20 protein-coding genes are annotated in these 21,804 nt (G+C 47.5%); 12 read left to right on the plus strand and 8 right to left on the minus strand.

The window, feature by feature from the left end:
- Position 1: 1 nt before the first annotated feature.
- Entirely contained in the window at positions 2 to 1,237 is a 1,236-nt protein-coding gene (locus M1D71_RS11850; RefSeq protein ID WP_458126592.1) for a multidrug effflux MFS transporter, read from the plus strand.
- Between the two features lie 102 nt (positions 1,238 to 1,339).
- Here M1D71_RS11850 and M1D71_RS11855 read toward each other — a convergent pair whose 3' ends face one another.
- A complete protein-coding gene (locus M1D71_RS11855) occupies positions 1,340 to 1,945 on the minus strand; it encodes a hypothetical protein (RefSeq protein ID WP_458126593.1) in 606 nt (201 codons plus the stop codon).
- A 269-nt stretch (positions 1,946 to 2,214) separates the two neighbouring features.
- Between M1D71_RS11855 and M1D71_RS11860 the strand changes: the two genes are divergently transcribed.
- From M1D71_RS11860 to M1D71_RS11885, 6 genes are all read left to right on the plus strand, one after another.
- Positions 2,215 to 3,207: an iron-hydroxamate ABC transporter substrate-binding protein gene (locus M1D71_RS11860; protein ID WP_458126594.1), complete on the plus strand. Its 993-nt coding sequence runs from the start codon at positions 2,215 to 2,217 to the stop codon at positions 3,205 to 3,207.
- A gap of 153 nt (positions 3,208 to 3,360) precedes the next feature.
- Positions 3,361 to 3,981 carry a flavin reductase family protein gene (locus tag M1D71_RS11865; protein ID WP_458126595.1) on the plus strand — a complete coding sequence of 207 codons (621 nt, stop codon included), beginning with the start codon at positions 3,361 to 3,363 and terminating at the stop codon, positions 3,979 to 3,981.
- Positions 3,982 to 4,217: 236 nt separating this feature from the next.
- Positions 4,218 to 5,372, plus strand: coding sequence for a type III polyketide synthase (locus M1D71_RS11870; RefSeq protein WP_458126596.1), 1,155 nt, complete (start codon positions 4,218 to 4,220; stop codon positions 5,370 to 5,372).
- A gap of 111 nt (positions 5,373 to 5,483) precedes the next feature.
- Positions 5,484 to 7,706 (plus strand): MMPL family transporter, encoded by a 2,223-nt coding sequence (locus M1D71_RS11875; protein WP_458126597.1) that lies wholly within the window; start codon positions 5,484 to 5,486, stop codon positions 7,704 to 7,706.
- Positions 7,707 to 7,904: 198 nt separating this feature from the next.
- Positions 7,905 to 8,924: a dienelactone hydrolase family protein gene (locus M1D71_RS11880; protein WP_458126598.1), complete on the plus strand. Its 1,020-nt coding sequence runs from the start codon at positions 7,905 to 7,907 to the stop codon at positions 8,922 to 8,924.
- A 50-nt stretch (positions 8,925 to 8,974) separates the two neighbouring features.
- Positions 8,975 to 10,147 carry a rhamnogalacturonan acetylesterase gene (locus tag M1D71_RS11885; protein ID WP_458126599.1) on the plus strand — a complete coding sequence of 391 codons (1,173 nt, stop codon included), beginning with the start codon at positions 8,975 to 8,977 and terminating at the stop codon, positions 10,145 to 10,147.
- Between the two features lie 128 nt (positions 10,148 to 10,275).
- On the opposite strand, the gene mnhG is transcribed toward M1D71_RS11885, so the two are convergent.
- The 6 genes from mnhG to M1D71_RS11915 are packed head-to-tail and all read right to left on the minus strand — an operon-like array spanning position 10,276 to position 16,184.
- Positions 10,276 to 10,668, minus strand: coding sequence for a monovalent cation/H(+) antiporter subunit G (gene mnhG, locus M1D71_RS11890; protein WP_458126600.1), 393 nt, complete (start codon positions 10,666 to 10,668; stop codon positions 10,276 to 10,278).
- Entirely contained in the window at positions 10,652 to 10,936 is a 285-nt protein-coding gene (locus M1D71_RS11895; RefSeq protein ID WP_017688855.1) for a Na(+)/H(+) antiporter subunit F1, read from the minus strand. Before M1D71_RS11895 ends, mnhG begins: the two co-directional genes overlap by 17 nt.
- Positions 10,936 to 11,412: a Na+/H+ antiporter subunit E gene (locus M1D71_RS11900; RefSeq protein ID WP_458126601.1), complete on the minus strand. Its 477-nt coding sequence runs from the start codon at positions 11,410 to 11,412 to the stop codon at positions 10,936 to 10,938. Before M1D71_RS11900 ends, M1D71_RS11895 begins: the two co-directional genes overlap by 1 nt.
- Positions 11,413 to 11,418: 6 nt before the next feature.
- The gene (locus tag M1D71_RS11905) at positions 11,419 to 12,897 is read right to left on the minus strand and encodes a Na+/H+ antiporter subunit D (RefSeq protein WP_458126602.1); all 1,479 of its coding nucleotides are present in this window, start codon (positions 12,895 to 12,897) and stop codon (positions 11,419 to 11,421) included.
- Entirely contained in the window at positions 12,890 to 13,228 is a 339-nt protein-coding gene (locus M1D71_RS11910; protein ID WP_458126603.1) for a Na(+)/H(+) antiporter subunit C, read from the minus strand. Before M1D71_RS11910 ends, M1D71_RS11905 begins: the two co-directional genes overlap by 8 nt.
- A gap of 1 nt (position 13,229) precedes the next feature.
- The gene (locus tag M1D71_RS11915; RefSeq protein ID WP_458126604.1) at positions 13,230 to 16,184 is read right to left on the minus strand and encodes a Na+/H+ antiporter subunit A; all 2,955 of its coding nucleotides are present in this window, start codon (positions 16,182 to 16,184) and stop codon (positions 13,230 to 13,232) included.
- A 299-nt stretch (positions 16,185 to 16,483) separates the two neighbouring features.
- Between M1D71_RS11915 and M1D71_RS11920 the strand changes: the two genes are divergently transcribed.
- Entirely contained in the window at positions 16,484 to 18,124 is a 1,641-nt protein-coding gene (locus tag M1D71_RS11920; RefSeq protein WP_458126605.1) for a GGDEF domain-containing protein, read from the plus strand.
- 71 nt (positions 18,125 to 18,195) lie between these two features.
- Entirely contained in the window at positions 18,196 to 18,717 is a 522-nt protein-coding gene (locus tag M1D71_RS11925; protein WP_458126606.1) for a hypothetical protein, read from the plus strand.
- 138 nt (positions 18,718 to 18,855) lie between these two features.
- Here the strand turns inward: M1D71_RS11925 and M1D71_RS11930 are convergent, their stop codons facing one another.
- Complete coding sequence (locus tag M1D71_RS11930) at positions 18,856 to 19,974, minus strand: GGDEF domain-containing protein (protein ID WP_458126607.1); 1,119 nt, start codon at positions 19,972 to 19,974, stop codon at positions 18,856 to 18,858.
- A gap of 514 nt (positions 19,975 to 20,488) precedes the next feature.
- Here M1D71_RS11930 and M1D71_RS11935 point away from each other — a divergent pair.
- The 3 genes from M1D71_RS11935 to M1D71_RS11945 all read left to right on the plus strand — a co-directional run bounded on the left by M1D71_RS11935 (position 20,489) and on the right by M1D71_RS11945 (position 21,709).
- Positions 20,489 to 20,746 carry a YolD-like family protein gene (locus M1D71_RS11935; RefSeq protein ID WP_036608707.1) on the plus strand — a complete coding sequence of 86 codons (258 nt, stop codon included), beginning with the start codon at positions 20,489 to 20,491 and terminating at the stop codon, positions 20,744 to 20,746.
- 100 nt (positions 20,747 to 20,846) lie between these two features.
- On the plus strand, positions 20,847 to 20,966 hold the full coding sequence (locus M1D71_RS11940) for a hypothetical protein (protein ID WP_017688846.1): 120 nt from the start codon (positions 20,847 to 20,849) through the stop codon (positions 20,964 to 20,966).
- 239 nt (positions 20,967 to 21,205) lie between these two features.
- On the plus strand, positions 21,206 to 21,709 hold the full coding sequence (locus tag M1D71_RS11945) for a ferritin (RefSeq protein WP_458126608.1): 504 nt from the start codon (positions 21,206 to 21,208) through the stop codon (positions 21,707 to 21,709).
- The last annotated feature ends 95 nt before the right edge of the window (positions 21,710 to 21,804 follow it).

Below are 21,804 nucleotides of genomic sequence, written 5' to 3' on the forward strand. Positions count from 1 at the left end.
GATGAAAAGTAAAACAGCTTCAATGAACACGAACTCCACATCTCGTGTGCGGATGGCTTTAATTCTGGGGACGTTGTCGGCCTTCGGGCCGTTGTCCCTGGATATGTATTTGCCTGCATTGCCTACGCTGGCCGATGAGTTCGGATCATCTACTTCGTATGCTCAGCTCAGCCTGACGGCGTGTATGATTGGACTTGCGGTGGGACAGTTGCTTGCCGGACCTCTAAGTGATGTACGTGGTCGGCGAACACCGCTCATTGCAGGTCTTGTGCTCTATACCATCGCGTCCATACTCTGCCTGGTCAGCCCCACGATGGGCTCTTTTGTTGTGCTACGATTCATTCAGGGGGTGGCTGGAGCGGCCGGTATTGTGATCTCGCGTGCGATTGTCAGAGACGTATACTCGGGTCCCGAACTGACACGATTCTTCTCCCTGTTAATGCTGATTAACGGCGTAGCCCCGATTGCTGCACCGATCATCGGTGGACAATTGTTGACGTATACCTCGTGGCGCGGCGTATTTATTTTGCTCAGCCTCATAGGCATATTGACGCTGTTTGCTGTCATTTTCGGTCTAGGGGAGACACTGCCTTCCAGCCGCAGATCAAGCGGGGGACTGAAGCAGACCTTGATTACGTTTCGCCAAATCGCCGGGGATCGCCAGTTTATGGGTTATGCGTTAACCCAGGGGTTTGTAGCCGCTGGCATGTTTGCCTACATATCAGGTTCGCCGTTTGTGCTTCAGAAGATATACGGGGTATCCCCGCAAATGTTCAGTGTCTGCTTCGCCATTAACGGGCTAGGCATTATTCTGGCCAGTCAGATTGCCGGCAGACTTGCAGGAAAGGTATCGGAGACTCGCCTGTTAATCGCAGGGCTGCTAACCGCAGCGGTGGGAGGAACCTCACTGCTCATCGCCATTCTGGCTGGAGGTAATCTGATCTCTGTGCTGATTCCGTTATTTCTGGTGGTATCCAGTGTCGGGCTGGTGAATACCGCTTCCTTCGCCCTGGCTATGGCCAATCAGGAGAAGTCGGCAGGCAGTGCATCTGCGCTTATCGGAGTGATGACGTTCCTGTTCGGAGGTATTGTCGCTCCGCTTGTAGGTCTCGGAGGAGAAGGTACAGCTGTGCCGATGGGAATCGTTATCGCGTGTGCTGATCTCAGTGCCTTGGTGATCTACTTCCTAATGGTCAGTAGAGGCAGCAAGCGTCAGAATGATCAGGTATTGAGTTGAATGTACTGATTCTGAAACGTCAGGTTAAAAGAACGAAAAAAGAGCCCCGCTTGGCAGGAATCATGCTTCCAAGTGGGGTTCTTGCTGTAAGTAAGGACAGGATTAGCAGAGCGCGAACAAAATTTGTGTATTCAACAAAATACCTGGCGTAAGGAATGGATAGAAGTATCCAACCACAAAACCAAACAGATTAATGGCAGGCCACATGAGGTAGACATCATTGTAAGTGAATACAAGAGACCATCGGTTGTAGCAAAAGTTGGGCAGAGCACGTTCTTCGTTATCCCGAGGCGCCGCTGCACCAGTCTGTGCAAATTGTACAGCTTGAGTCAGACTTTGTGGCTGTTGCTGGAGGAAGAGCGGAAGCAGACCTGGGCTGCTTTTGATCAGGTTATACAGAAAAAGCATGTTTGCCGGAGGCTGGCCTACCGGACGAGGATAGGCACTAAGCAGGGTGGGCAGATTGCCTTGTGCCAGTTGCACAGGTACGCCTGGTGCTGTCCCCGGGATTGTACCCGGAATGCCTCCGGGGAAATATGGACCTGTTCCGCCGCCTGGAATGAATGGAGGATAGGAACCTTGGCCGCCAGGTAAACCAGGAAACGTCGGACCACCCGGTGTGCCACCTCCACCACCTGGGAACAGTGGGGGCAGTTGAAATGAACGGTCTTCCCCATAACTTAGATAAGGGTTATATACGTAACTCATGTACAGAACATCCTTCCTGTCATCGTATTCTGCATTCAGCATATGGCGGCATCCGCCTATAGGTGAATGCCGCCAAGAAGATTTTATAGGATCCGCTCAGGGCATTACCCAATTGACAACTTGACTGATAACAATTATCATTGTCAATGGAGTTGGACAAATGTACATACGGATATTATATGTATCAATAATAGTATCCATATTTTTGAACGTTGATATCTGTCACAATAACGCCGAATAAGGTTTCATATTGAAAGGGGATAAATCACGTGTTTAAGAGAAATAGCAAGATGATCATGCTTCTAATTACGGTGATGGTCATGTCCATCTGGTTGGCAGCGTGTGGAACGAAGCCAGCAGAGAATGGAGCAGCAGGAGAGAACGACACAGCAACGGAGACAGAGACGCAAACAGAAGCCGCCACAGAGCGCACATTAACAGATGCAATGGGACACGAAGTAATTATCCCGGCTAATCCGGAGCGTATCATCGCTTCTTATCTGGAAGACAATCTGGTAACACTCGGTGTTAAGCCAGTTGCCCAATGGTCTGTAGCCAACGGAATTCAGGAATATCTACAAAAAGATCTGAATGGTATTCCCACGATTGCCTTCGATCTGCCTTTCGAAGCGGTAACCAGCTTTAACCCAGATCTGATTATTATCGGTTCCGAAAGTGTGGTTGAAGGTGAGAAATACGAACAGTACAGTAAGATTGCACCTACTTACGTACTCGGCGATGAGATTAATAGCGACTGGCGCAAAACGCAGTTGAAAATCGGTGAAATTTTGAATAAGAGTGCCGAAGCACAAAAAGCGCTGGATGATTACGAAGTTAAAGCTACAGAAATCAAGGAAAAAATCAACAGCGTTACAGGTGGAACGAAATCGGCAGCGGCCATTTGGTTGGTTAGCGGCAAGTTTTTCATCGTAAGTGACAATGTATCGAGTGGAGAAGTGATGTACAAAGAACTTGGACTTGTAGAGCCCGAAGTTGTAAAAGAAATCTCTGCCAATGCGACAGGTAACTGGTCTTCCATCTCAATGGAGAAATTGGCTGAAATGGATGTAGACTACTTGTTCTTTGTGAATAGTGATGAAGGTACAGGGTCAGAAGCACTGAAAGATCCGGTATGGCAAAGCATTCCGGCTGTGAAAAATGGTAATTTGTTCGAATTTACCCGTTCCAGCAGCTGGTTGTATAGTGGAGTTCAAGCGAATCTTCAAATTATGGAAGACATTCAGAACAGCATCGTTAAATAAGAAATAGCATGTTTAAACTCCTTGGTGCAATGGGTACCAGGGAGTTTTTTTGTCAATTTAGCATTTTACGATATATAATAAGAAGTAGAATCTTGACGTGTCATGAAGTAGAGTTGTCATTTACTTCACGAGCAGGGAAGGGGATATTTACATATGTATACATTGGATCCACGTGAAATAACGGGAAGAGACAACTATAAACTGATGAGTGGTTCGGTGGTGCCACGTCCAATTGCTTTTGTGACGACACGTTCAGATGAGAATGGTGTAATTAATGCAGCGCCTTTCAGTTTCTTCAATGTAGTTAGTTCGGACCCGCCGCTGTTATCCATATCCATTGCACGTAAGGAAGGCGTTATGAAAGATACTGCACGCAATGTGCTCGCTCATAAGGAACTGGTCGTGCATATATGTGATGAAGCAATCATAGCCGAAGTGAATGAGACAGCAGCCATACTTGAACCCCATGAAAGTGAGCTTGAGCGGACAAAACTGACTACAGTGCCAAGTAAAAAAGTCTCGGTTCCGGGAATAGAGCAAGCACTTATTCGGATGGAATGCGAACTGTATCAGCATATTCCCATCACGAACGATGATGGCAAACCCGCGAGCGACTTACTGCTGGTACGCATTGTGCAGTATCATTTCAGCGAACAAGTCTATAATCCTGATAAGGGCTATATCCTGATGGATCATTTGAAACCGGTCAGTCGACTGGCGGGTAATGATTATGCCAAGCTTGGCGAACGATTCACGGTAATTCGGCCTGAATAGTTCTAACCGAACGTATATGTGAGACATGAATGAGTTTAACCCTATAGATAAGGCGGACAGCACGTGCGTAACTCGCATATGTGGTCCGCCTTTGCTTTGTTAATATGAACATAAACAGGACAGGGAGTGAATAGACTTGTACTATACCCTGCATCTGTCCTATGAACCTACTTTATATATAGGTTGTTAAAAAAAAGCCCACTTTTGAACACGTACAAAATAGGGAGGTTAAGCTGATGAACCAGTTTGAGGGAACTAAAGGGGCAAGTATTATGGGAATAGGAGCGGCGTGGCCAGCTCATCGCATTGAGCAAAAGGATGTGTCTTCCCGTCTCGCACAAGCGCTGGAACATGAGCCGGATGCGAGACGATGGGCCAAGCGAATCTTTAATCAGTGCGGTGTAGAGACTCGATATACATGTGAACCGAATCTGCTTGAACCTGTGGATGCTTGCCGATATTTACCTTTTACCGCTGCCGAGGAAGTACCGACCACAGCCGAGCGCATGGCCAAATATAAAGTAGCTGCTGTTCCGCTTGGTCTGGAAGCGGCAGGAGAGGCTCTTCAGGATGCAGACGTATCCTCGGCAGAAGTTACGCATCTCATTACCGTGAGCTGCACGGGACAATTTTTGCCTGGACTTGATGTTCGGTTGATCCAGCAACTTGAACTGTCACCACATATCAACCGGATTCCGCTGGTATTTCAAGGATGTGCAGCCGGTCTGAAGGCGATACAATTGGCCAATTCCATCGTAGCGACAGATCAGGAAGCGACAGTTCTTATCGTGTGTGTGGAGCTGTGTACGCTTCACTTCCAGCCATCTGCCAAACGAGACGACCTGTATGCTGCATCTTTCTTCGGAGACGGCGCCTCTGCCTGCGTAATTGGTGCGTCTGGAACAGGCCGCAATGAATGTTTTCGACTGGGCCGTGGATACTCGACGCTGCTCCCGGACTGTGCAGAAGAGATGATCTGGGAAGTGGGCAATACAGGCTTTGATCTCTATCTGTCACCACAGATTCCGAAGCTGCTTGGCTTGCATCTCGGACCAGAGGTAGAGCGGTTACTGGAGGGAAGTGCTTTACCGGAAATATGGGCGATCCATCCGGGAGGCAGAGGCATTGTGGATGCCGTTCAGAAGCTGTATCAGTTGACGGATGAGCAGGTCTCCTACAGTCGTAACATCCTGCGGGATTATGGCAACCTGTCGTCCGTGACGATTCTGTTTGTTCTTCAAGCCATCCGTGTAGATTACAGACACAAAGAAGATCATTCCAGTGGAATAGCACTGGCCTTTGGCCCGGGACTGACAGCAGAATTACTTCCTTTTACATACATTCCTGCACCTATTGCGAACAGAACACCTGTGAATCATGGCATCCAATAGATCGTGAACCCGGGCGAAGGGGCAAGATTGGAAAGCGTGTATGAGCGTGTTTACCGATCTTACCGATGAACGTAACTAGAATTGCCAATCTGATCGCAGAGGAGCTTAGGTATGGGTTATCGCAGACTTGCTGTCCTCATTAGCCGATATCCGCGGTTCATTATTCTCTGCTGGGTGTTTATCATCGCGATGTCAGCGGTCTGGGCGTGGAAGTTACCTGACATTGTTCAGGATCACGGATTGAAACGGGTTCACGGGGACGCGCAAGCAGTTGAGCTTGTTCTCGAGAACGAATTCAGTTCTCCTGCTGATCCGATTATTCTGGTTTTTGAGAAAAAGGAAGCTACCTCACCAGCAGAGTTCCGGCAGTGGATCAGGGATTGTCTGAGACAGGTCCAAGTGTTGCCTGCGGTAACCTCTATTACATCCCCTCTTGATGCTAGGGAAGGGATGATGCTGCAAGACAATAAGGCTTATGCCCTTGTGAACATGGATGTACCTGCGCATCGGATGGGTCCCCCGCTGGAGCAGCTGCGCACCATGCTGACAATAGACGGTCCAGGTACGATCCAGTTGACGGGAAAGACGGTCGTGCAGCAGGACGTGAACCGTCTGAGCTTTCGTGACCTGGAACGGGCAGAGATGGTGGGAATTCCGATTGCCTTGATCGTTTTATGTTTTGCATTCAGGGGTCTATATGCCGCATTAATCGCCGTGATGATGGGAATCAGTGCTGTCATTACAGCTATGGGAATCACGTCTCTCCTTGGCTATCATCTGGAACTGTCCAATTTTATCATTAATGTGATTCCAATGGTGGGCATGGCACTTAGTATAGACTTTGCTCTGATCATTCTGAGCAGGTACAGGGAAGAACTTCAGCAGGCCCATGGAAATGAAGGCGAAGCTAACGATCTGGGCAGCAGTATGGTTCTTCAGAGTGAGATTCTTCAGCGAACAATGCGTACAGCTGGCAGAGCAGTGTTGTTCTCAGCAGCTTGCGTGCTCCTTGGACTGCTGGGTCTGCTCTGGATCAGACTTCCGATGTTTCTGAGCGTATCCTTGGGGGCCATTATCGTGCTGCTTCTATCGCTACTGTTGAACGTAACGCTGCTGCCAGCCCTGCTTTCTCTGTCTGCGGTTCGAGTCTTCAAGCGAAAGTCAGTTCATCCGTTTCCCAGACGCTCGATCTGGTATAACTGGTCAGCCATGGTCATGAAACGACCCGTTAGAATGGCGATCGGGGGTACGGTTGTGCTGCTCCTGTGTGTCTATCCAGTGACTCGGTTGGAGCTAGCCATCCCGGATGCTTCTTCACTGCCAGCCAGAATCGAGTCCCGCCAGGCAGCAGAGCAGTTGCAGCATGATTTTGGACAAAAGAATACCTCCACCATCGAGGTGGTGATTGGCGGACAGCAGCAAGATTTGACTGCCTCTCACTGGCAGATGGCCCATAACAAAGTACGCCAATTCCTACAGGACTCCAATGTCGTGAGCATTAATTCACCATGGGGCCTGTTCCAACCGGATCAAAAGGGTTCACAAAGACATTTCCGAATACCGTCGTCGTTGACTTCTTCTACAGCAGGCAATGAATTGCATCCGACATGGATGCATTCAACTGTCTCTGATCATTCGATTCGATTAATAGCCACCGTACATGGGGAGCCCGGTTCGGAACAAGTTGCAGACTGGCTGGAACGAATGAGAAACAGCGATCATGCGCTGGGTTCTAACGACATAAAACTTCGTTATGGCGGTGAAGCTGCCAAGCAACATGAAATTATGCAGGAAGTCACACAGCAACTGCCCAAAGTACTTGTATTTGTAGTGGTATCCAATTATCTTGTACTGTTGGCGGCGTTTCGATCTCTGCTCATTCCAATCAAGGCGATTCTGATGAATCTGCTCAGCTTAGCCGCTTCTTTTGGCATATTAGTATGGGTGTTTAATGAGGGACATCTGGGGATGGAACCGTCAGCCATTGCCATTATGATTCCTGTATTCATTGCGGGATTGGTGTTCGGCATATCCATGGATTATGGGGTATTTATGCTGAGTCGTATTCAGGAAGTCTATAGACGAACCGGAGACAGTGACGTGGCAGTTCAACAGGGATTGGCCTCTACAGGCCGTCTAATTACCTCCGCCGCAGCCATACTGCTGGCGGTAACCGTACCGTTTGCTTTTGCAGAAGTGGCAGGAGTCAGGCAGTTAGGGATCGGGATCACGGCAGCAGTGTTGATTGACGTTACCCTGATCCGCCTAATATTGGTCCCTGCCCTGATGAAGTTAATGGGCAGATGGAACTGGTGGTTACCAGGTCAGTTATAATGAAGGGTATTTCCGAAACCTGTCATTAGGTTGGAGATATCCTTTTTTTGGCTCGCAATCGTGTGATTCCATTCAAAACAGGCAAACATGTTCAATTCATAAGTGACATAGATGTTCTATAATGGACTGGATTAATCGAATATTTCGGTCGGTCGATCATCTAAGTTATCCTATGAAAAACAGGAGGGACACAAGCCCATGTCGGATATTGAAGCCTACCTGCAACAACAAACCAATCTTCGTGGCCGTTCCGCTTATCATGCAGATCAACCCCTTGAGTTATGGCGCAGTCAGTTGCGTACACGCGTAAGAGAACGACTGGGTGGTTTTCCAACGATGGCGGCAGCACTTCATCCTGTATTACTGGAACGCAACACATGTGACGGATATATACGGGAGCGGATCGAGATCACAACCTATGCAGGACTTCGCATGCCTGTATATGTGTTGATTCCAAGTGATATCAGCGTTACCGATGGGAAGAGACCTGCTATCGTAGCATGTCACGGGCACGGGTATGGTAGCCGGGAGATCTCTGGTATGGAACCGGATGGTTCGCCACGGACAGGAGAGCCTGGATTACACAAGGATTTTGCAGTTGCTCTTGTGAAGCGGGGATACGTGGTTGCGGCTCCAGAACTGCTCGGATTTGGTGATCGCAGACTAGAAGAAGATCGTGAAGCGCCACCAGGTGCGAGCTCCTGTACGAAAATTGCTTCGCATCTGCTCATGGTGGGGCAGACCCTTGCCGGGCATCGGGCATATGAAACAACGCGAGTATTGGATTATTTATCGACTCGGCCTGATGTGGATTCGCAGCGAGTCGGAAGTATGGGGATTTCGGGCGGTGGACTCGTTACCGCATTTACAGCTGCGCTGGATGAACGTTTCCGTGCCGTTGTAGTGAGTGGTTATGCAAGTACATTCCATGGCAGCATATTGGATCGGAACCATTGTCTGGACAATTATGTGCCAGGAATTCTGCGTGAAGCGGATTTGCCGGACATCATCGGTCTGATTGTCCCTAGGCCACTTTTTATTGAAGCAGGAAGTGATGACCAGGTATTTCCGCTCCATGCAGCAAGAGAGGCCTATGAGCGATTGACACACATCTATGAACATGCGGGAGCAGAGGAATCGCTGGATGCGGATTTCTTTACAGGTGGACATGAGATTAGCGGAGCAAAAGCGTATGACTGGCTTGATCAAGTGCTGTGAGTTGTGGATTATGCACCAATTTAATTCTGAATCGAGAGGAGAATTCAGTAATGAAATGGTCAACATCCGTAAAATATCTACTGTGTCTTATTCTGTTTACAAGTACGATCGGGGGAGGTCTGGGAAGCAGAGGGGGGCAGGTCGCTGAGGCTGCAACGGACAACTACAGATTTGATTTTGGCTCGGGTCCAGTTGAGAGCGGTTACACAGGTGTGTCCGCAGGAGATGCCTATACGCCTACGAAAGGCTATGGCTTCAACACACCTGCACAGATGAGGAATGTGTCTGCCTCGGGAAGCGGGGTTAAGAGTGACGCTGTGCAGTTTCTGACGTACGGCACGAAGAGCACCAATACCTTCAATGTGAATCTGTCCAATGGCCTATATGAAGTTAAAGTGGTCCTGGGCAATACTGCCAGAGCCAGCGTGGCTGCAGAAGGTGTATACCAGATCATCAATATGACGGGCAACGGGGCAGCGGATCAGTTCCAGATCCCGGTGACTGATGGACAATTAAACCTGCTGGTTACGGAAGGGAAGACGGGTACCGCGTTCACACTTAGTGCTCTCGAAATCCGAAAAATATCCAATCAGACGGTAACCAACCGCACGATCTACATTGGTGGCGATTCAACAGTCTGCAATTACTATCCGCTTGGCAGCAGTGTACAAGGAGGTTGGGGACAGCTGTTTCCGTCCTATGTGAACAATACTACGTTTCAGGTTCGCAATATGGCGGCAAGTGGTCAGTTTGCGAGAGGTTTCCGTGATGATGGTCAGATGGAGGCGATTCTGAAGTATATCAAGCCAGGAGATTATTTTATTTTGCAATTCGGGATTAATGATACCAATGCCAAGAACAATACAACGGAGGCTCAGTTCAAAGAGATTATGCGAGATATGGTGCGCCAGGCGAAGAATAAAGGAGTGACGGTTATCCTTTCCACACCTCAGGGCAGGGCAACTGATTTTAATTCAGCTAATGTGCATCAAGCGGAGAATCGCTGGTATAATCAATCCACACGTGCACTGGCTCAGGAAGAGGGAGTGAGTCTCGTTGACTTGAACAAGCTGAGTTCTGCTTATTTCACGTCGATTGGTCCGGCAGCCACACTCGCTCTGTATATGACAGGGGATAGTCTGCACCCGAATCGGCAAGGTGCTGCCCAGCTTGCCCGTATTGTTGCTGCGGATCTGAAAAGACAGGGACTGAATGGATTCTGACGAACCGGTCAGTCATTCCAATCATGGTTGATAAGAAGTATTGATGAAAAATAAAACAAAATACCCCCGGGACATACCGCGAAACGAGCGGTTGATCCTCGGGGGTATTGTTATGCATAGGCCTAGGATTACTCCATCATGTCCTTGGCTTCATGGTTCACCTTTTTACCCTTTAACAAGGGTTCCAGTTCATCTTGAACACTCTGCTCCCACAGCGGTACATCTGTGCGATAGGCAGCCCGACCATTCAGATGTCCGGCGACTGGAGCCGTAATGAATACAAACAGGATACCTAGCAACAAGCGGGCACTGATATAATTGTCGAAGTACCAAAAGAAGAAAAATGTAGCGCTTAGTACACAGAACACACCAAGTGTCATACTTTTGGTTGCGGCATGGGCACGAAGATATACGTCAGGCAGACGGATAAGTCCGAACGCACTGACTGCACTGAGTAGAGCACCAAGCAGTACGAGTAAACCTATAGCCGTTTCAGCGGTTATCTTAACGATCTCCATCATTTTTGAATACCGCCCCCCGTTCAATATAACGTGCAAATGCCACCGTACTTAGAAAAGCCAGAATGCCAATCAGTAAGATGATATCCAGATAGGCCTGGGTTTGCAGCATCATCGACAGAACGGCAACGATGGCAATTACATTGATGCCGATGGTATCCAATGCTGTGATTCGGTCAGCCATGGATGGTCCCCGGAGCACTCTGTACAGGCAACCCAGAATGGCTAAGGAGAGAATGAGCAATGAGATGAACAACAGTGAGGATAACATTAACGCGTCACCTCCATAATGGCCTTTTCGAATGTGTTTTGGATATCATCTCTCATTTTTTGTTCATCCTTGATATCCAGGGCGTGAATAAAAAGTTTGCGTTGGTTACCTGAGATCTCAAGCGGCAGAGTACCTGGTGTCAATGAGATGAGCAGACAGAGCAGGGTGACCTCCCAATCCGATGACAATTGAGTCTTATACGTGAAAATACCTGGCCTTATATCGAGCTTGGGCTTGATGATCTGGCGTATAACCTCAACGCTGGCCCGCACCAGTTCCTTGAACAGCAGTGTCATTAGTTTGAAGATGGCCCAGATTCGCACAATATAGAAGCGTTGGGGGAAGAATCTGCGCATCCCCCCGATGAGAAGTAATCCGAGCAGGTAACCTATGAGAAAACCAACACCATTCCAGGCATTGTTCAGAAACATCCATACAAAGGCAATGATAAGATTCAGTACAATCTGAAAGGCCATAGACATCTACTCCTTCAATACGGCATCAATATAAATATTGGGATGCAGTAGAATATCGCCTGCGCGGGAGGTCAATTGGAACATGCCTTCAGCCCCCACACCCATTACGATGATGAATACAAACAGAATTCCGGCAGGAATCAGCAAGCCGTTCACCGCGTAAGGACGTCTAACAACCCCGGCAGGCGGTTCGCCCCAGAAAGCCTGTATGAAGATTCGCAGTACCGAATATAACATCAGCAAGCTGGACAGTACGGCAATACCGGTAAGGCCATACAATCCTGCCTGCAAGCCGCCTTCGAAGAGAAGCAACTTGCCCGGAAAACCACTGAATGGAGGCAAGCCTGCCAAGGCAAGTGCGCTAATGAAAAACATCCAGCCGAGCAGCGGATAGCGGTGAATCAGTCCGCCCATGTTATCGAGTTTGGATGTCCCGGCAACGGCAATCAAGGCGCCGCCGAGCAGGAAGAGCAAGGTTTTGATCAACATATCATGCAGCATGTAGAAGAGCAGACCTTCCAGTGCAGGACGGCTGGCTGATGCCATACCGAAAGCGACAAAGCCTACACCTGCAACGACGTTGTAGATGAGAATCTTGTTCACATCGCGGTATGAGATCGCACCGATGACGCCCAGAACCATGGTTGCACCAGCCATCCATCCGATCAATGCATGGAAGAAATCCGGATCATGATAGAAGATCAGTGTGAATGTTCGCACAATGGCGTACAGGCCAACTTTGGTCAGCAATCCTGCGAACAGTGCTGTTACGACAGCAGGTGGTGCTGCATAAGAGCCTGATAACCAGAAGAACAGGAACAGTCCTGCCTTGATACTAAATACGATCAGGAAGAGTACGGCAATCAGGGTAATGACCCCGCTCTGTCCCACTTCAGCGATTCTCACTGATAAATGTGCCATATTCAATGTCCCAGTAATGGAGTAGAGGAAGCCAATGGAAGCGACAAACAGTGCTGAAGAGACGATGTTAATCAACACATATTTGATCGTTTCACGCAACTGCCTTTCCGTGCCTCCCAATACAATTAGAGCGTAGGAAGAGATGAGCATCAGTTCAAAGCTGACAAACAGATTGAACAAGTCTCCGGTTAGGAATGAACCGTTAACTCCTGCGATCAGGAAATGAAAGAACGGATAGAAGTGATGTTCCTCACGTTCCTTGTTTACACTGCGGAACGCATACAGCAAGCACGCCAGTGCAATGATCGAAGCGGCAACGACAAGCAATGCCGATACCATGTCAGCAACAAGCACAATACCGTAGGGAGGTGCCCATCCTCCCATATTAAGCGTCAGAACTCCGGATTGAGCCACACGAGTAATGAGTATCGTTGAGACTGCTGCTGTGAACAAAAGTCCGATAACACTAATGATTCGCTGGATGTGCGTTTTTCGGAAAAACAGAAGGGCGAGCACACCTGTAATCAATGGCAGCAGTATAGGCAGTACCACGATATTATTCATATGGACGCCCCCTGACTTCTTCCATGTCGTCTGTTTTCAGCTTCAGATAGGAGCGATAGGAGAGTACGAAGAAGAAAGCAGTGAGTCCGAAATTAATAACAATGGATGTTAATATCAACGCTTGGGGAAGTGGATCGACATAACGTTCAGCCATCTCCCCCAGCAGTGGTGGTGAACCGGTTTTGAGACGTGACATGGTAATTAATAGCAGATGCACGCCATGGGTTAATATCGAAACGCCAAGCACGATCCGGAGCAGGCTCCGTGACAAGATTAAAAAGACGGCAACCGCAAACAGAATGCCAACGGCCACACACATCAATATTTCCATATCAACGATCCTCCCCGATCTGTAGAATAATGGTCATGGTGACGCCTAGGACAGCGAGATAAACGCCAAGATCGAAGAGCATGGCCGTGGCGAGTTCTGTCTCTCCCAGCAAAGGGAGTTCGAAATATCCGTAGGTTTGGCTGAGGAACGGGACTCCGAATAGGAATGAACCCGCGCCCGTGAGTAGGGCTATCGCCAAGCCGATCCCTGTTAAAATGCGAAAATCAATGGGTAATGCTTTGCGTATCGTATCTGTACTGAATGCCAGAGCAATCAATACCAGTGCTGCTGCTGTTACCAACCCTCCAATGAAGCCTCCGCCCGGATTGTGGTGTCCTGCGAAGAAGAGATGCATGGCGAATGTCAGAATGATGAAGACAACGACCTTGGTGGTCGTTTGCAGCAATACATCATTACTCTGCAACGGTACGGTGTCCCACGAGGAAGTGCTACGTTCGCGGTTTCCATACTTTTTCGTATTGTCCGCTTTGTCGTCTAACTCAAGCTCTGAATCCTGATTTTCTTCTTTCTTGCGGAATTTCAATCTGGCGCCGAGATCCTTCGCTTCCAGATTCAGATTAATCATGGAGTAGATGGACAATGAAGCAGCGCCAAGCACCATAATCTCCAATAACGTATCGAATCCACGGAAATCTACGAGTAACACGTTAACGACATTTTTACCACCAGCCGAGTTGTAGGCTTCCTGCAAGAAAAAGGTGGAGATGCTCTCCAGTGATGCGGTCCCGCTTGCAGCCAGTGCTACAAAAGTCATCACGATCCCCACTGCAATCGCTACAATCATATTCACAGTAAGATACCTGCGGCTTGATTTGCCACGTTGCAGTTCAGGCAGATGGTAGAAACAGAGCAAAAACAGTGCAACGGATACCGTCTCAACAATCATCTGCGTTAATGCCAGATCCGGCGCCCGGAAGAGTACGAACAGCAGAGTTACAAGGTAACCAACTGCTCCTGTCATAATCACTGCCGAGAGTCTGTTCTTGGCAAAAGGAATCGAAACTGCGGCACCAATGAGTGTGACTAACAGTACAACCTCATAGAATGAGAAGGGCGCATTGCCCTGAAGATTCCATGTAATATTTTCTCCTGAACGGAAGAAGGCATAGACCAGTAGCGCGACCGTGAATGAGAAAATATACACAAGATAACTACGAACAGAGCCATTCATATAGGCTTCCGTCCATTTGCGTGCATAATGCTGAATATTATCCAGTACGACATGGTACATATTGTTAATCGTTAATCCTTGCGGATAATGCTCATAAATATTCCTCCATCGTGGCAACAGCTTGTAGAGAGTGATTCCCAGAATCACGACTCCGATCGTCATAATAAGTTCCGGAGTCCATCCATGCCACAGGGAGAAATGTACATCGAAGCGTTCGTTCCCATTCAATAGGGAAGGAAGCACAGCGGCCATTGCCGGTTCGATCAGTGATCCAGCCAGCAGGTTCGGAAAAAGTCCGAATACGATGACAAGAACACCGAGAACAACGGGTGGAATAAGCATACCGGCAGGCGCTTCGTGCAACTTCTCGGCAGGAATCTCGCTTTGGCTACGACCGAGGAATGTTTTGAACACGATAATAAGCGCATAGATCAGGGTAAATACACTTGCAAGCCAAGCGAATACCGGCAAAAGAACACTCCAGGACCCAAGTCCAAAGATTCGCAGATGCGTGACTTCGACCATAGCCTGGAAGAACAGCTCCTTACTTAGGAATCCGTTAAACGGTGGAATACCAGCCATAGCAAGTGAACCAATCAGTGCCACGGAGAACGTTACTGGCATAAATGAAGCAAGTCCACCGAGCTTCCGAATGTCACGCGTCCCCGTTTCATGATCAACAATTCCAACGACCATAAACAGAGCGGCTTTGAAGGTCGCATGATTAAACAGGTGAAGCAGCGCAGCGGTTATCGCTACGGTGTACATCGCAGAGGACTCGCCATATCCGAAGTAGAGAGCAGCAGATCCAACCCCTAACAGGGACATGATCAGACCAAGTTGAGAGATGGTCGAATAGGCGAGAATCGCTTTGAGATCGGTTTTTTTCACCGCCAGGAATGATCCGTAACACAAGGTCAGAAGACCAACGCCGGTAACGAGCCAGAACCAGAGCCCCTGTCCACCGAAGATCGGTGTGAATCGGGCTACAACATACAGTCCAGCCTTGACCATGGTGGCCGAGTGCAGATAAGCACTCACAGGTGTTGGAGCTTCCATGGCATCCGGCAACCAGATATGAAACGGGAATTGCGCTGACTTGGTGAAAGCTCCAATCAGAATCAAGACAAGTGCGGGCAGATAGAGGATGCTCTCCTGAAACTGTCCCAATCCAGCAATGGTTCCGCGAATGCTGAATGTTCCCGTGATGAGATACATCATCATGAAACCGGTCAGCATGGCGAATCCGCCAAATACGGTGATCAGGAATGACTTTTGTGCTCCTGATGTCGAGGCTTTACGTTTGTAATGAAAAGCAATCAACAGGAATGACGTAATACTAGTCAATTCCCAGAATCCATACAGCACGATCATGTTATCAGACAGTACCACACCTAGCATGGCTCCCATAAACATCAACAGATACAGGTAGAAGCGGTTCAGAGCTTCTTTCATATCCATGTAAAAGATGGAGTAGAGAACAACCAGGACACCGATTCCGGTGATTAGCAGTGTCAGCATCAGGCTTAGACCGTCCAGATATAAGTTAAATCCAATGTCCAGTGATGGAATCCATGGGATATTTCCGGATACGGTATTGCGCTGGGACACTGCGGGTATGAGGCTCGCAAAGTATACAAATAAAAGTGCCGGGACAAGGAGAACCGGCCATCCCAGATGTAATTTACGGGAGAAACGATGCAGCATGGCAAGAAGAATGCCAGCGGCAAAAGGCAGAATAACAGCAACATGAAGCAGGCTCAACATTACACCCCCAATGTTTAGTATCTCGACTACTCTCTCTGTGACATACAGGCGCATAATCCTCAAGGATATGCTTGCTCTCTATATTCATAACCCAAGTATGTATATACAGAATCGTATCTATTCTTTGAATGGAAGAAACACGGTGAAGACTTCAGGATAATATTGTATGGATGTGTATAATGAAACAACACAGAAGTTCCGATAAATATGAAAACGATTAGGTGACATTCCGTGTACCCTTTACAGCATAGTTATGTTGAGAAGCAAGATGGTTTCACCGTGTAATGGAGGAAATAATGTCATTCAAAATCAGAACTGTGCTTACTATCATCTTCGCTGTTTTATCCTTGCTGGTTACCCTGACGATTGGATCTATTTTTAGCCAGGAGTCATTCGTTGCTGTAGAGACAGAGATTGGTCACTCGCTTACAGGCACGGCCTCACAGGCATCGGACAAGCTCGATCGGTTCATGTCCGCTCGCGCCGGCGAGCTGGACCTGTTGGGCCGAATGGCAGCGTTGGAAGATGGGTTCAGACCTGCGGAGATTCAAATGTTGCTGGATCAGCTACAAGATAGCTTTCCCTCTTTCTCATGGGTTGGATTCATGGACCCGAAGGGAAAAGTTTTAGCCGCGACGGATGGGATCTTGATTGGTGAAAATTTATCGGAGAGACCTGTGTATCAGGAGGGAATTAAGGGTGAATTTATTGGAGATGTGCATAATGCAGTACTTCTTGCCAAGCTACTTCCGAATCCAACGGGGGAGCCGTTGCAATTCGTTGATATCAGTTTTCCGTTAAAGGATAGCAAAGGTCAAATTCAAGGTGTGCTCGCTGCACATTTAAGCTGGGCCTGGGCGAAGGAAGTCGAGGAATCAGTACTTGCTCCGCTCAAGTGGGAAGAAAAGGACATTGAGTTCTTTATCGTGAGCAAAAGTGAACATACGGTACTGCTGGGGCCCAAGGAATGGATCGGTAAACAGCTGATGTTACCTGGTATCGCAGAGGCTCAGCGTAACAAAAGCAGTTGGTCCATTGAAAAATGGGCTGATGGGAATGACTATGTCACAGGCTATGCCTATAGCCAAGGTCACCTGGATTATCCCGGATTAGGATGGACCGTAGTCATTCGTCAATTCAAGTCTACTGCATTGGCTTCCGTATTTGATCTGATGTGGTTTAATGTGTGGGCAGGGCTTGCTGTTACCGTGCTATTTGCACTTATTGGCTGGTTTGTCTCTCGTCTGATCTCTGCCCCAATTGTGCTTCTGACCAGAGTAGCCAATCGACTGCGAGTAGGAGATGTTCTTGAGATTCCCGAGAATAAAGGGATTAAGGAGATCGAAGTGTTGTCCCGATCCCTTCGGGATATGGTGACATCTCTTATGAATAAAGACTCGGAGCTGGTCGTGATGCAGAATCTGGCACATTTTGATCAGTTGACTAGTCTGCCGAATCGTACTGCACTTGAAGTGTATCTGGAAGAGTCTTTGGAGACCGAAAGTGAAAATCATAAGCTGACTTTTCTTTATCTGGATCTGGATGGATTCAAACGTGTCAATGATACACTTGGACACCAGGTTGGGGATGTTCTGCTACAGAAAGTAGCCCAGCGTCTGTCAGCTCTTGGTCAGGAGAAGGGCATAACGGTTCGCTTGGGCGGAGATGAGTTCCTGATTGTACTTCGCTCTGTTGGAAGTCATCCGAAGGAGGAAGCCAGCGCTTATGCAGAAGCGATTATTCAAAGCCTGAACAAGCCGTTTATTATTGAATACGAGCGAATTCAGATTGGATGTAGCGTCGGAGGGGCTGAATATCCGACCAACAGCGGCAACCCAAGTGAGATTATCCGAATGGCGGATGAAGCTCTGTACGAATCGAAACGTGCTGGTAAGAATAGAATGACATTTTATTCCGAGTTGAAGCAGGGGAGTTAGCATATAATAGTATTAGCTGAGTGATTCCAATCACCTTTGTACGATTCTGTGTATAGACAAGGAGGGGTGAAATGTCTGGAAAATATGCATCGGTACCTTACGGGTTTGAGCCACCTGCGGCCAGCCATAAAGGGACACTGACGTTTTATGACTCGTTTGAACATGTGACCGATGAACAACTTGAACGAGCCGCTGCAACGGTAGATACTCGTTCATTTGTACAACTCGTGCTGTATCCATTACACGAGAGCACATATAAGCGGATGAGCCGGGATCCGATTCAGGCATATTACAAAAGAGAAGACCGCCTGCATGATTGGCGGCGGGAACATCCAACCTTACGCATACGTGTGGAGGGACTGGAGGGCAAGAGAAAGAAATATACGCCTGTGGATAGCGCGCTGCGCCATATTACTGCGGAATACCCGGCTCCTCATTTTCTGTATATGACAACCGAGATGGCGAATCTGTTCGCTTCGTTCGATTCCTTTAAGGATTGGATCAAGGAACTGCGTCTTATCATCGACGGATCGTCTGAAGATCTACACCCAAGGCTGGAGCAAAATCGTCATCGCTGGGAATGGGCGGAATGATGATACAGACATCGTTGTAGGTATAGATTTAGGGGGAAGATCGGCTAATTAATCATAAGCAAACCCAAAAAAAGTTGTGTTGTACAACCGTAAATTCGGTGTACAGCACAACTTTTTTTAATGTTTTTCCAAGAAGAGCTATGTCAGATCAAGGGACGTTACGGTTTTATTTTTACCCGTTCGTTTGGCAGCATACAGACAGGCATCCACTTCCTCAAACAACTTGTCTTTGCTTAGGTTGGGACTGTAGCTTTTGAGACCAATACTCACCGTGATGGAAGCTCCCTCTAGTTCCAGATGGCCCATCAGGGCAATCTTCTGACGAATCTGTTCCACCAGAGCGTAGGCCTGCTCGAAAGACTGCTCAAACATCAATAAGGCGAATTCTTCACCCCCATACCGTGCTGCGATGTCACTTGAGGTAATGTTCTCCTGAATAATCAATGACACCTTTTCAAGAATGATGTCTCCAACCCGATGACCATACGTGTCATTAATGGATTTGAAATCATCAATATCGATCAGGGCCAGATGCAGACTCATGCCACTGTTGGCGTACTCAAATGCTTTTTCATAATAATCCTTGAAGGAGCTTTGGTTGTAGAGGTTGGTTAAACCATCTGTTTTGGACTGTTTGGTCATAATGGCGTTTCGCACAATAAGGTCCTGCTTGGCAAGCATGCTGGCCTGAAGATCGTCGAGGACCTCGACTCCACTGGTTACGATAACTTGCGCTACATATGTACCTAGGATTAGAAAAGCCGGAATGGATACCATGTCAAATGAGGAGAGGTACAATCGGTAGACCGGATCGAACAGAACCAGAAAGTAACCCATCATCTGCATCAGGAAGACAATCCAGACTCTCTTTTTACTGAAGAACAGAACCGAAGCGAAGATGGGTAACAGGCAGATCGCTAATATAATCCGAATGTCATAATTGACATGAATAATTGTCCAGGCGATAACTGTACTGGCTACAGCCATGGCATAGAAGGAAAATGAACTAAAACGACGATCAATCCAACTCGCGATCAAAATACAAGCACTGCTGATCGCAGTAGGCCAAAACAGGACATTTATCATGAAATCTGCAGGCGTGCGATCATACTCCAGAAACAGGAAACAGCCAATCTGAATGGCTAAATGTGTAATAATGACAATCCAGTAGGCATAAAGCATTTTTTTGATCCATTTGGAATGTTTGAATTCGTAATCTGTTGGAATGTGGCTATTGTGCGTATGGAAACTCTTCATATATCACCGCTGACTGCATCATAATGATACGACAGAATTACTCTCGTATATGAAGATTATAATTCACAATGAACAAAACACAAATGTATTTAACTGTTATAAGAGAACAAGACTCACAGAAGTTTCGAGTAGTCGCAAACTTTTATGGAGGACAAACAAAATTCAACGTTATACTCATAGACTATACACATGGCTCCATTCCATATGCAGGAGATTATGATGAAGGGAAGGGGAGGTGCGCTTCGGGACATATCCGCTGGGAACAACGAGCTTGATACCAGAGTAATAGTTCCGCTGCAATCCTTGTGCTTACTGCGGGGAGTACCCCAAAGCAACGATTGGTGGAGTCTGGAGAAGAATAGGGGAACACAGTTAACGGTGACTTGCCTGAGGAATTTGCTCAATCTGGGGTTCCATGACATTACACGAACGTAAATGAATGGTATACTAATTGAATATGAACTCGGCAATCAACCCGTGGAATCGGGACGTCGGAGTAGAGGAGGCAGCCACATTGGCAAAAGCAAAAGTAGCAAAAAGACCTACACGGGATGAGTTTGAACTTGAAGAGTTGGGGAATCAGCTGGTTGAAGCCTTTCGTGAACGATCGGAAGTACTGTTGACGGTATGGGGCAAAGAAGATCAGGTGCAAGGAGTCATTGTCAAAATGGACTCTCGTACAAGACTCGTTCATGTAGAGTATACAGAAGAAGAGTTCACGGCAAAGGTACCTTTTCTGGATATCATGCGAGTACAATCTCCACGGTACTGAAACGAAATAAACAACATTTGAATAATTAGGGCATCCGCCCTGTCAAAGTCGTTCTTCCTGCATAAGATAACCCATACCTGTTGCAGAGGAGGTACGGTCAATGAGCGAAGTATTAGGTGGAGAAACAAGAGGCTACGGCTACGGAGGTTTCACTTCTGTAGGTGCCATTCTGGTTCTGTTCATCCTGTTGGTTATCATCTCCAAAGCGTTCTTGGTATAATTGCAGCATTCAAATGGTTGAAAGAAGCTCTGCCACTTTGGCAGAGCTTTTTTTATTTCATATTTTGGATGGATGTTTGCGACTGAATATACCATAGATAATCACGATAAGAACGGGATACAGTACGGCCCAGGAGATGTATTCAGTCATTGGCGAATTTTGTGGAAAATCGGTGTAAGTCCCGCTGACGTTATGTTAGAATATAACCATCCCTAGAGAAAGAAAGAGGTGTTTGGATTATGAGTAAAGAGTTAACAGAATCTTTAAATGAACAGATGAACTTTGAGTTTTATTCAGCTCATGTATATCTGGCTATGGCAGCATATTGTTCCAGCAAAAGTCTGGATGGATTCGCGAACTTCTTCATCGTACAAGCGGAAGAAGAACGATTCCATGGCATGAAAATATACAAATTCCTGAATGATCGTGGACAACGTGCCACTCTTGCGGCTCTGCCAGAACCGAAGAATGAATATGCTTCGATCCTGGATGTATTTGAGCATGGTTATGCTCACGAGCAGCAGAACACGAAAAAATTCTATAATCTGGCTGACATCGCCTTGAATGAACGTGAGCATGCGACGATGTATTTCCTGAAATGGTTCATTGATGAGCAGGTTGAAGAGGAAGCGTTGTTCGATAACATTATTCAGAAGCTGCGCCGCATCGAAAAAGACAGCAATGCTTTCTACATGCTGGATGCCGAGTTCGGCAAACGTTCTTTCGTTGCTCCTGCTGAATAACTAACGTAAGGGAGTCGAGAAGATCCCAGTGTCAGAAGACCATTTACATACAGCATGTTACCCTATGCTGATTGAAGAAGAAAAGGCTTGCACTT

It is taken from the genome of Paenibacillus sp. Z3-2, from assembly GCF_054161325.1.

What these genes read in the sequence shown, in the direction of transcription:
- M1D71_RS11945 (WP_458126608.1), top strand. Translation starts at nt 21,206, where the DNA reads ATGAGTAAAGAGTTAACAGAATCTTTAAATGAACAGATGAACTTTGAG.
- M1D71_RS11930 (WP_458126607.1), bottom strand. Translation starts at nt 19,974, where the DNA reads ATGAAGAGTTTCCATACGCACAATAGCCACATTCCAACAGATTACGAA.
- M1D71_RS11925 (WP_458126606.1), top strand. Translation starts at nt 18,196, where the DNA reads ATGTCTGGAAAATATGCATCGGTACCTTACGGGTTTGAGCCACCTGCG.
- M1D71_RS11895 (WP_017688855.1), bottom strand. Translation starts at nt 10,936, where the DNA reads ATGTTATCCTCACTGTTGTTCATCTCATTGCTCATTCTCTCCTTAGCC.
- M1D71_RS11880 (WP_458126598.1), top strand. Translation starts at nt 7,905, where the DNA reads ATGTCGGATATTGAAGCCTACCTGCAACAACAAACCAATCTTCGTGGC.
- M1D71_RS11940 (WP_017688846.1), top strand. Translation starts at nt 20,847, where the DNA reads ATGAGCGAAGTATTAGGTGGAGAAACAAGAGGCTACGGCTACGGAGGT.
- M1D71_RS11865 (WP_458126595.1), top strand. Translation starts at nt 3,361, where the DNA reads ATGTATACATTGGATCCACGTGAAATAACGGGAAGAGACAACTATAAA.
- M1D71_RS11885 (WP_458126599.1), top strand. Translation starts at nt 8,975, where the DNA reads ATGAAATGGTCAACATCCGTAAAATATCTACTGTGTCTTATTCTGTTT.
- mnhG (WP_458126600.1), bottom strand. Translation starts at nt 10,668, where the DNA reads ATGATGGAGATCGTTAAGATAACCGCTGAAACGGCTATAGGTTTACTC.
- M1D71_RS11900 (WP_458126601.1), bottom strand. Translation starts at nt 11,412, where the DNA reads ATGGCCTTTCAGATTGTACTGAATCTTATCATTGCCTTTGTATGGATG.
- M1D71_RS11910 (WP_458126603.1), bottom strand. Translation starts at nt 13,228, where the DNA reads ATGGAAATATTGATGTGTGTGGCCGTTGGCATTCTGTTTGCGGTTGCC.
- M1D71_RS11905 (WP_458126602.1), bottom strand. Translation starts at nt 12,897, where the DNA reads ATGAATAATATCGTGGTACTGCCTATACTGCTGCCATTGATTACAGGT.
- M1D71_RS11875 (WP_458126597.1), top strand. Translation starts at nt 5,484, where the DNA reads ATGGGTTATCGCAGACTTGCTGTCCTCATTAGCCGATATCCGCGGTTC.
- M1D71_RS11920 (WP_458126605.1), top strand. Translation starts at nt 16,484, where the DNA reads ATGTCATTCAAAATCAGAACTGTGCTTACTATCATCTTCGCTGTTTTA.
- M1D71_RS11855 (WP_458126593.1), bottom strand. Translation starts at nt 1,945, where the DNA reads ATGAGTTACGTATATAACCCTTATCTAAGTTATGGGGAAGACCGTTCA.
- M1D71_RS11870 (WP_458126596.1), top strand. Translation starts at nt 4,218, where the DNA reads ATGAACCAGTTTGAGGGAACTAAAGGGGCAAGTATTATGGGAATAGGA.
- M1D71_RS11850 (WP_458126592.1), top strand. Translation starts at nt 2, where the DNA reads ATGAAAAGTAAAACAGCTTCAATGAACACGAACTCCACATCTCGTGTG.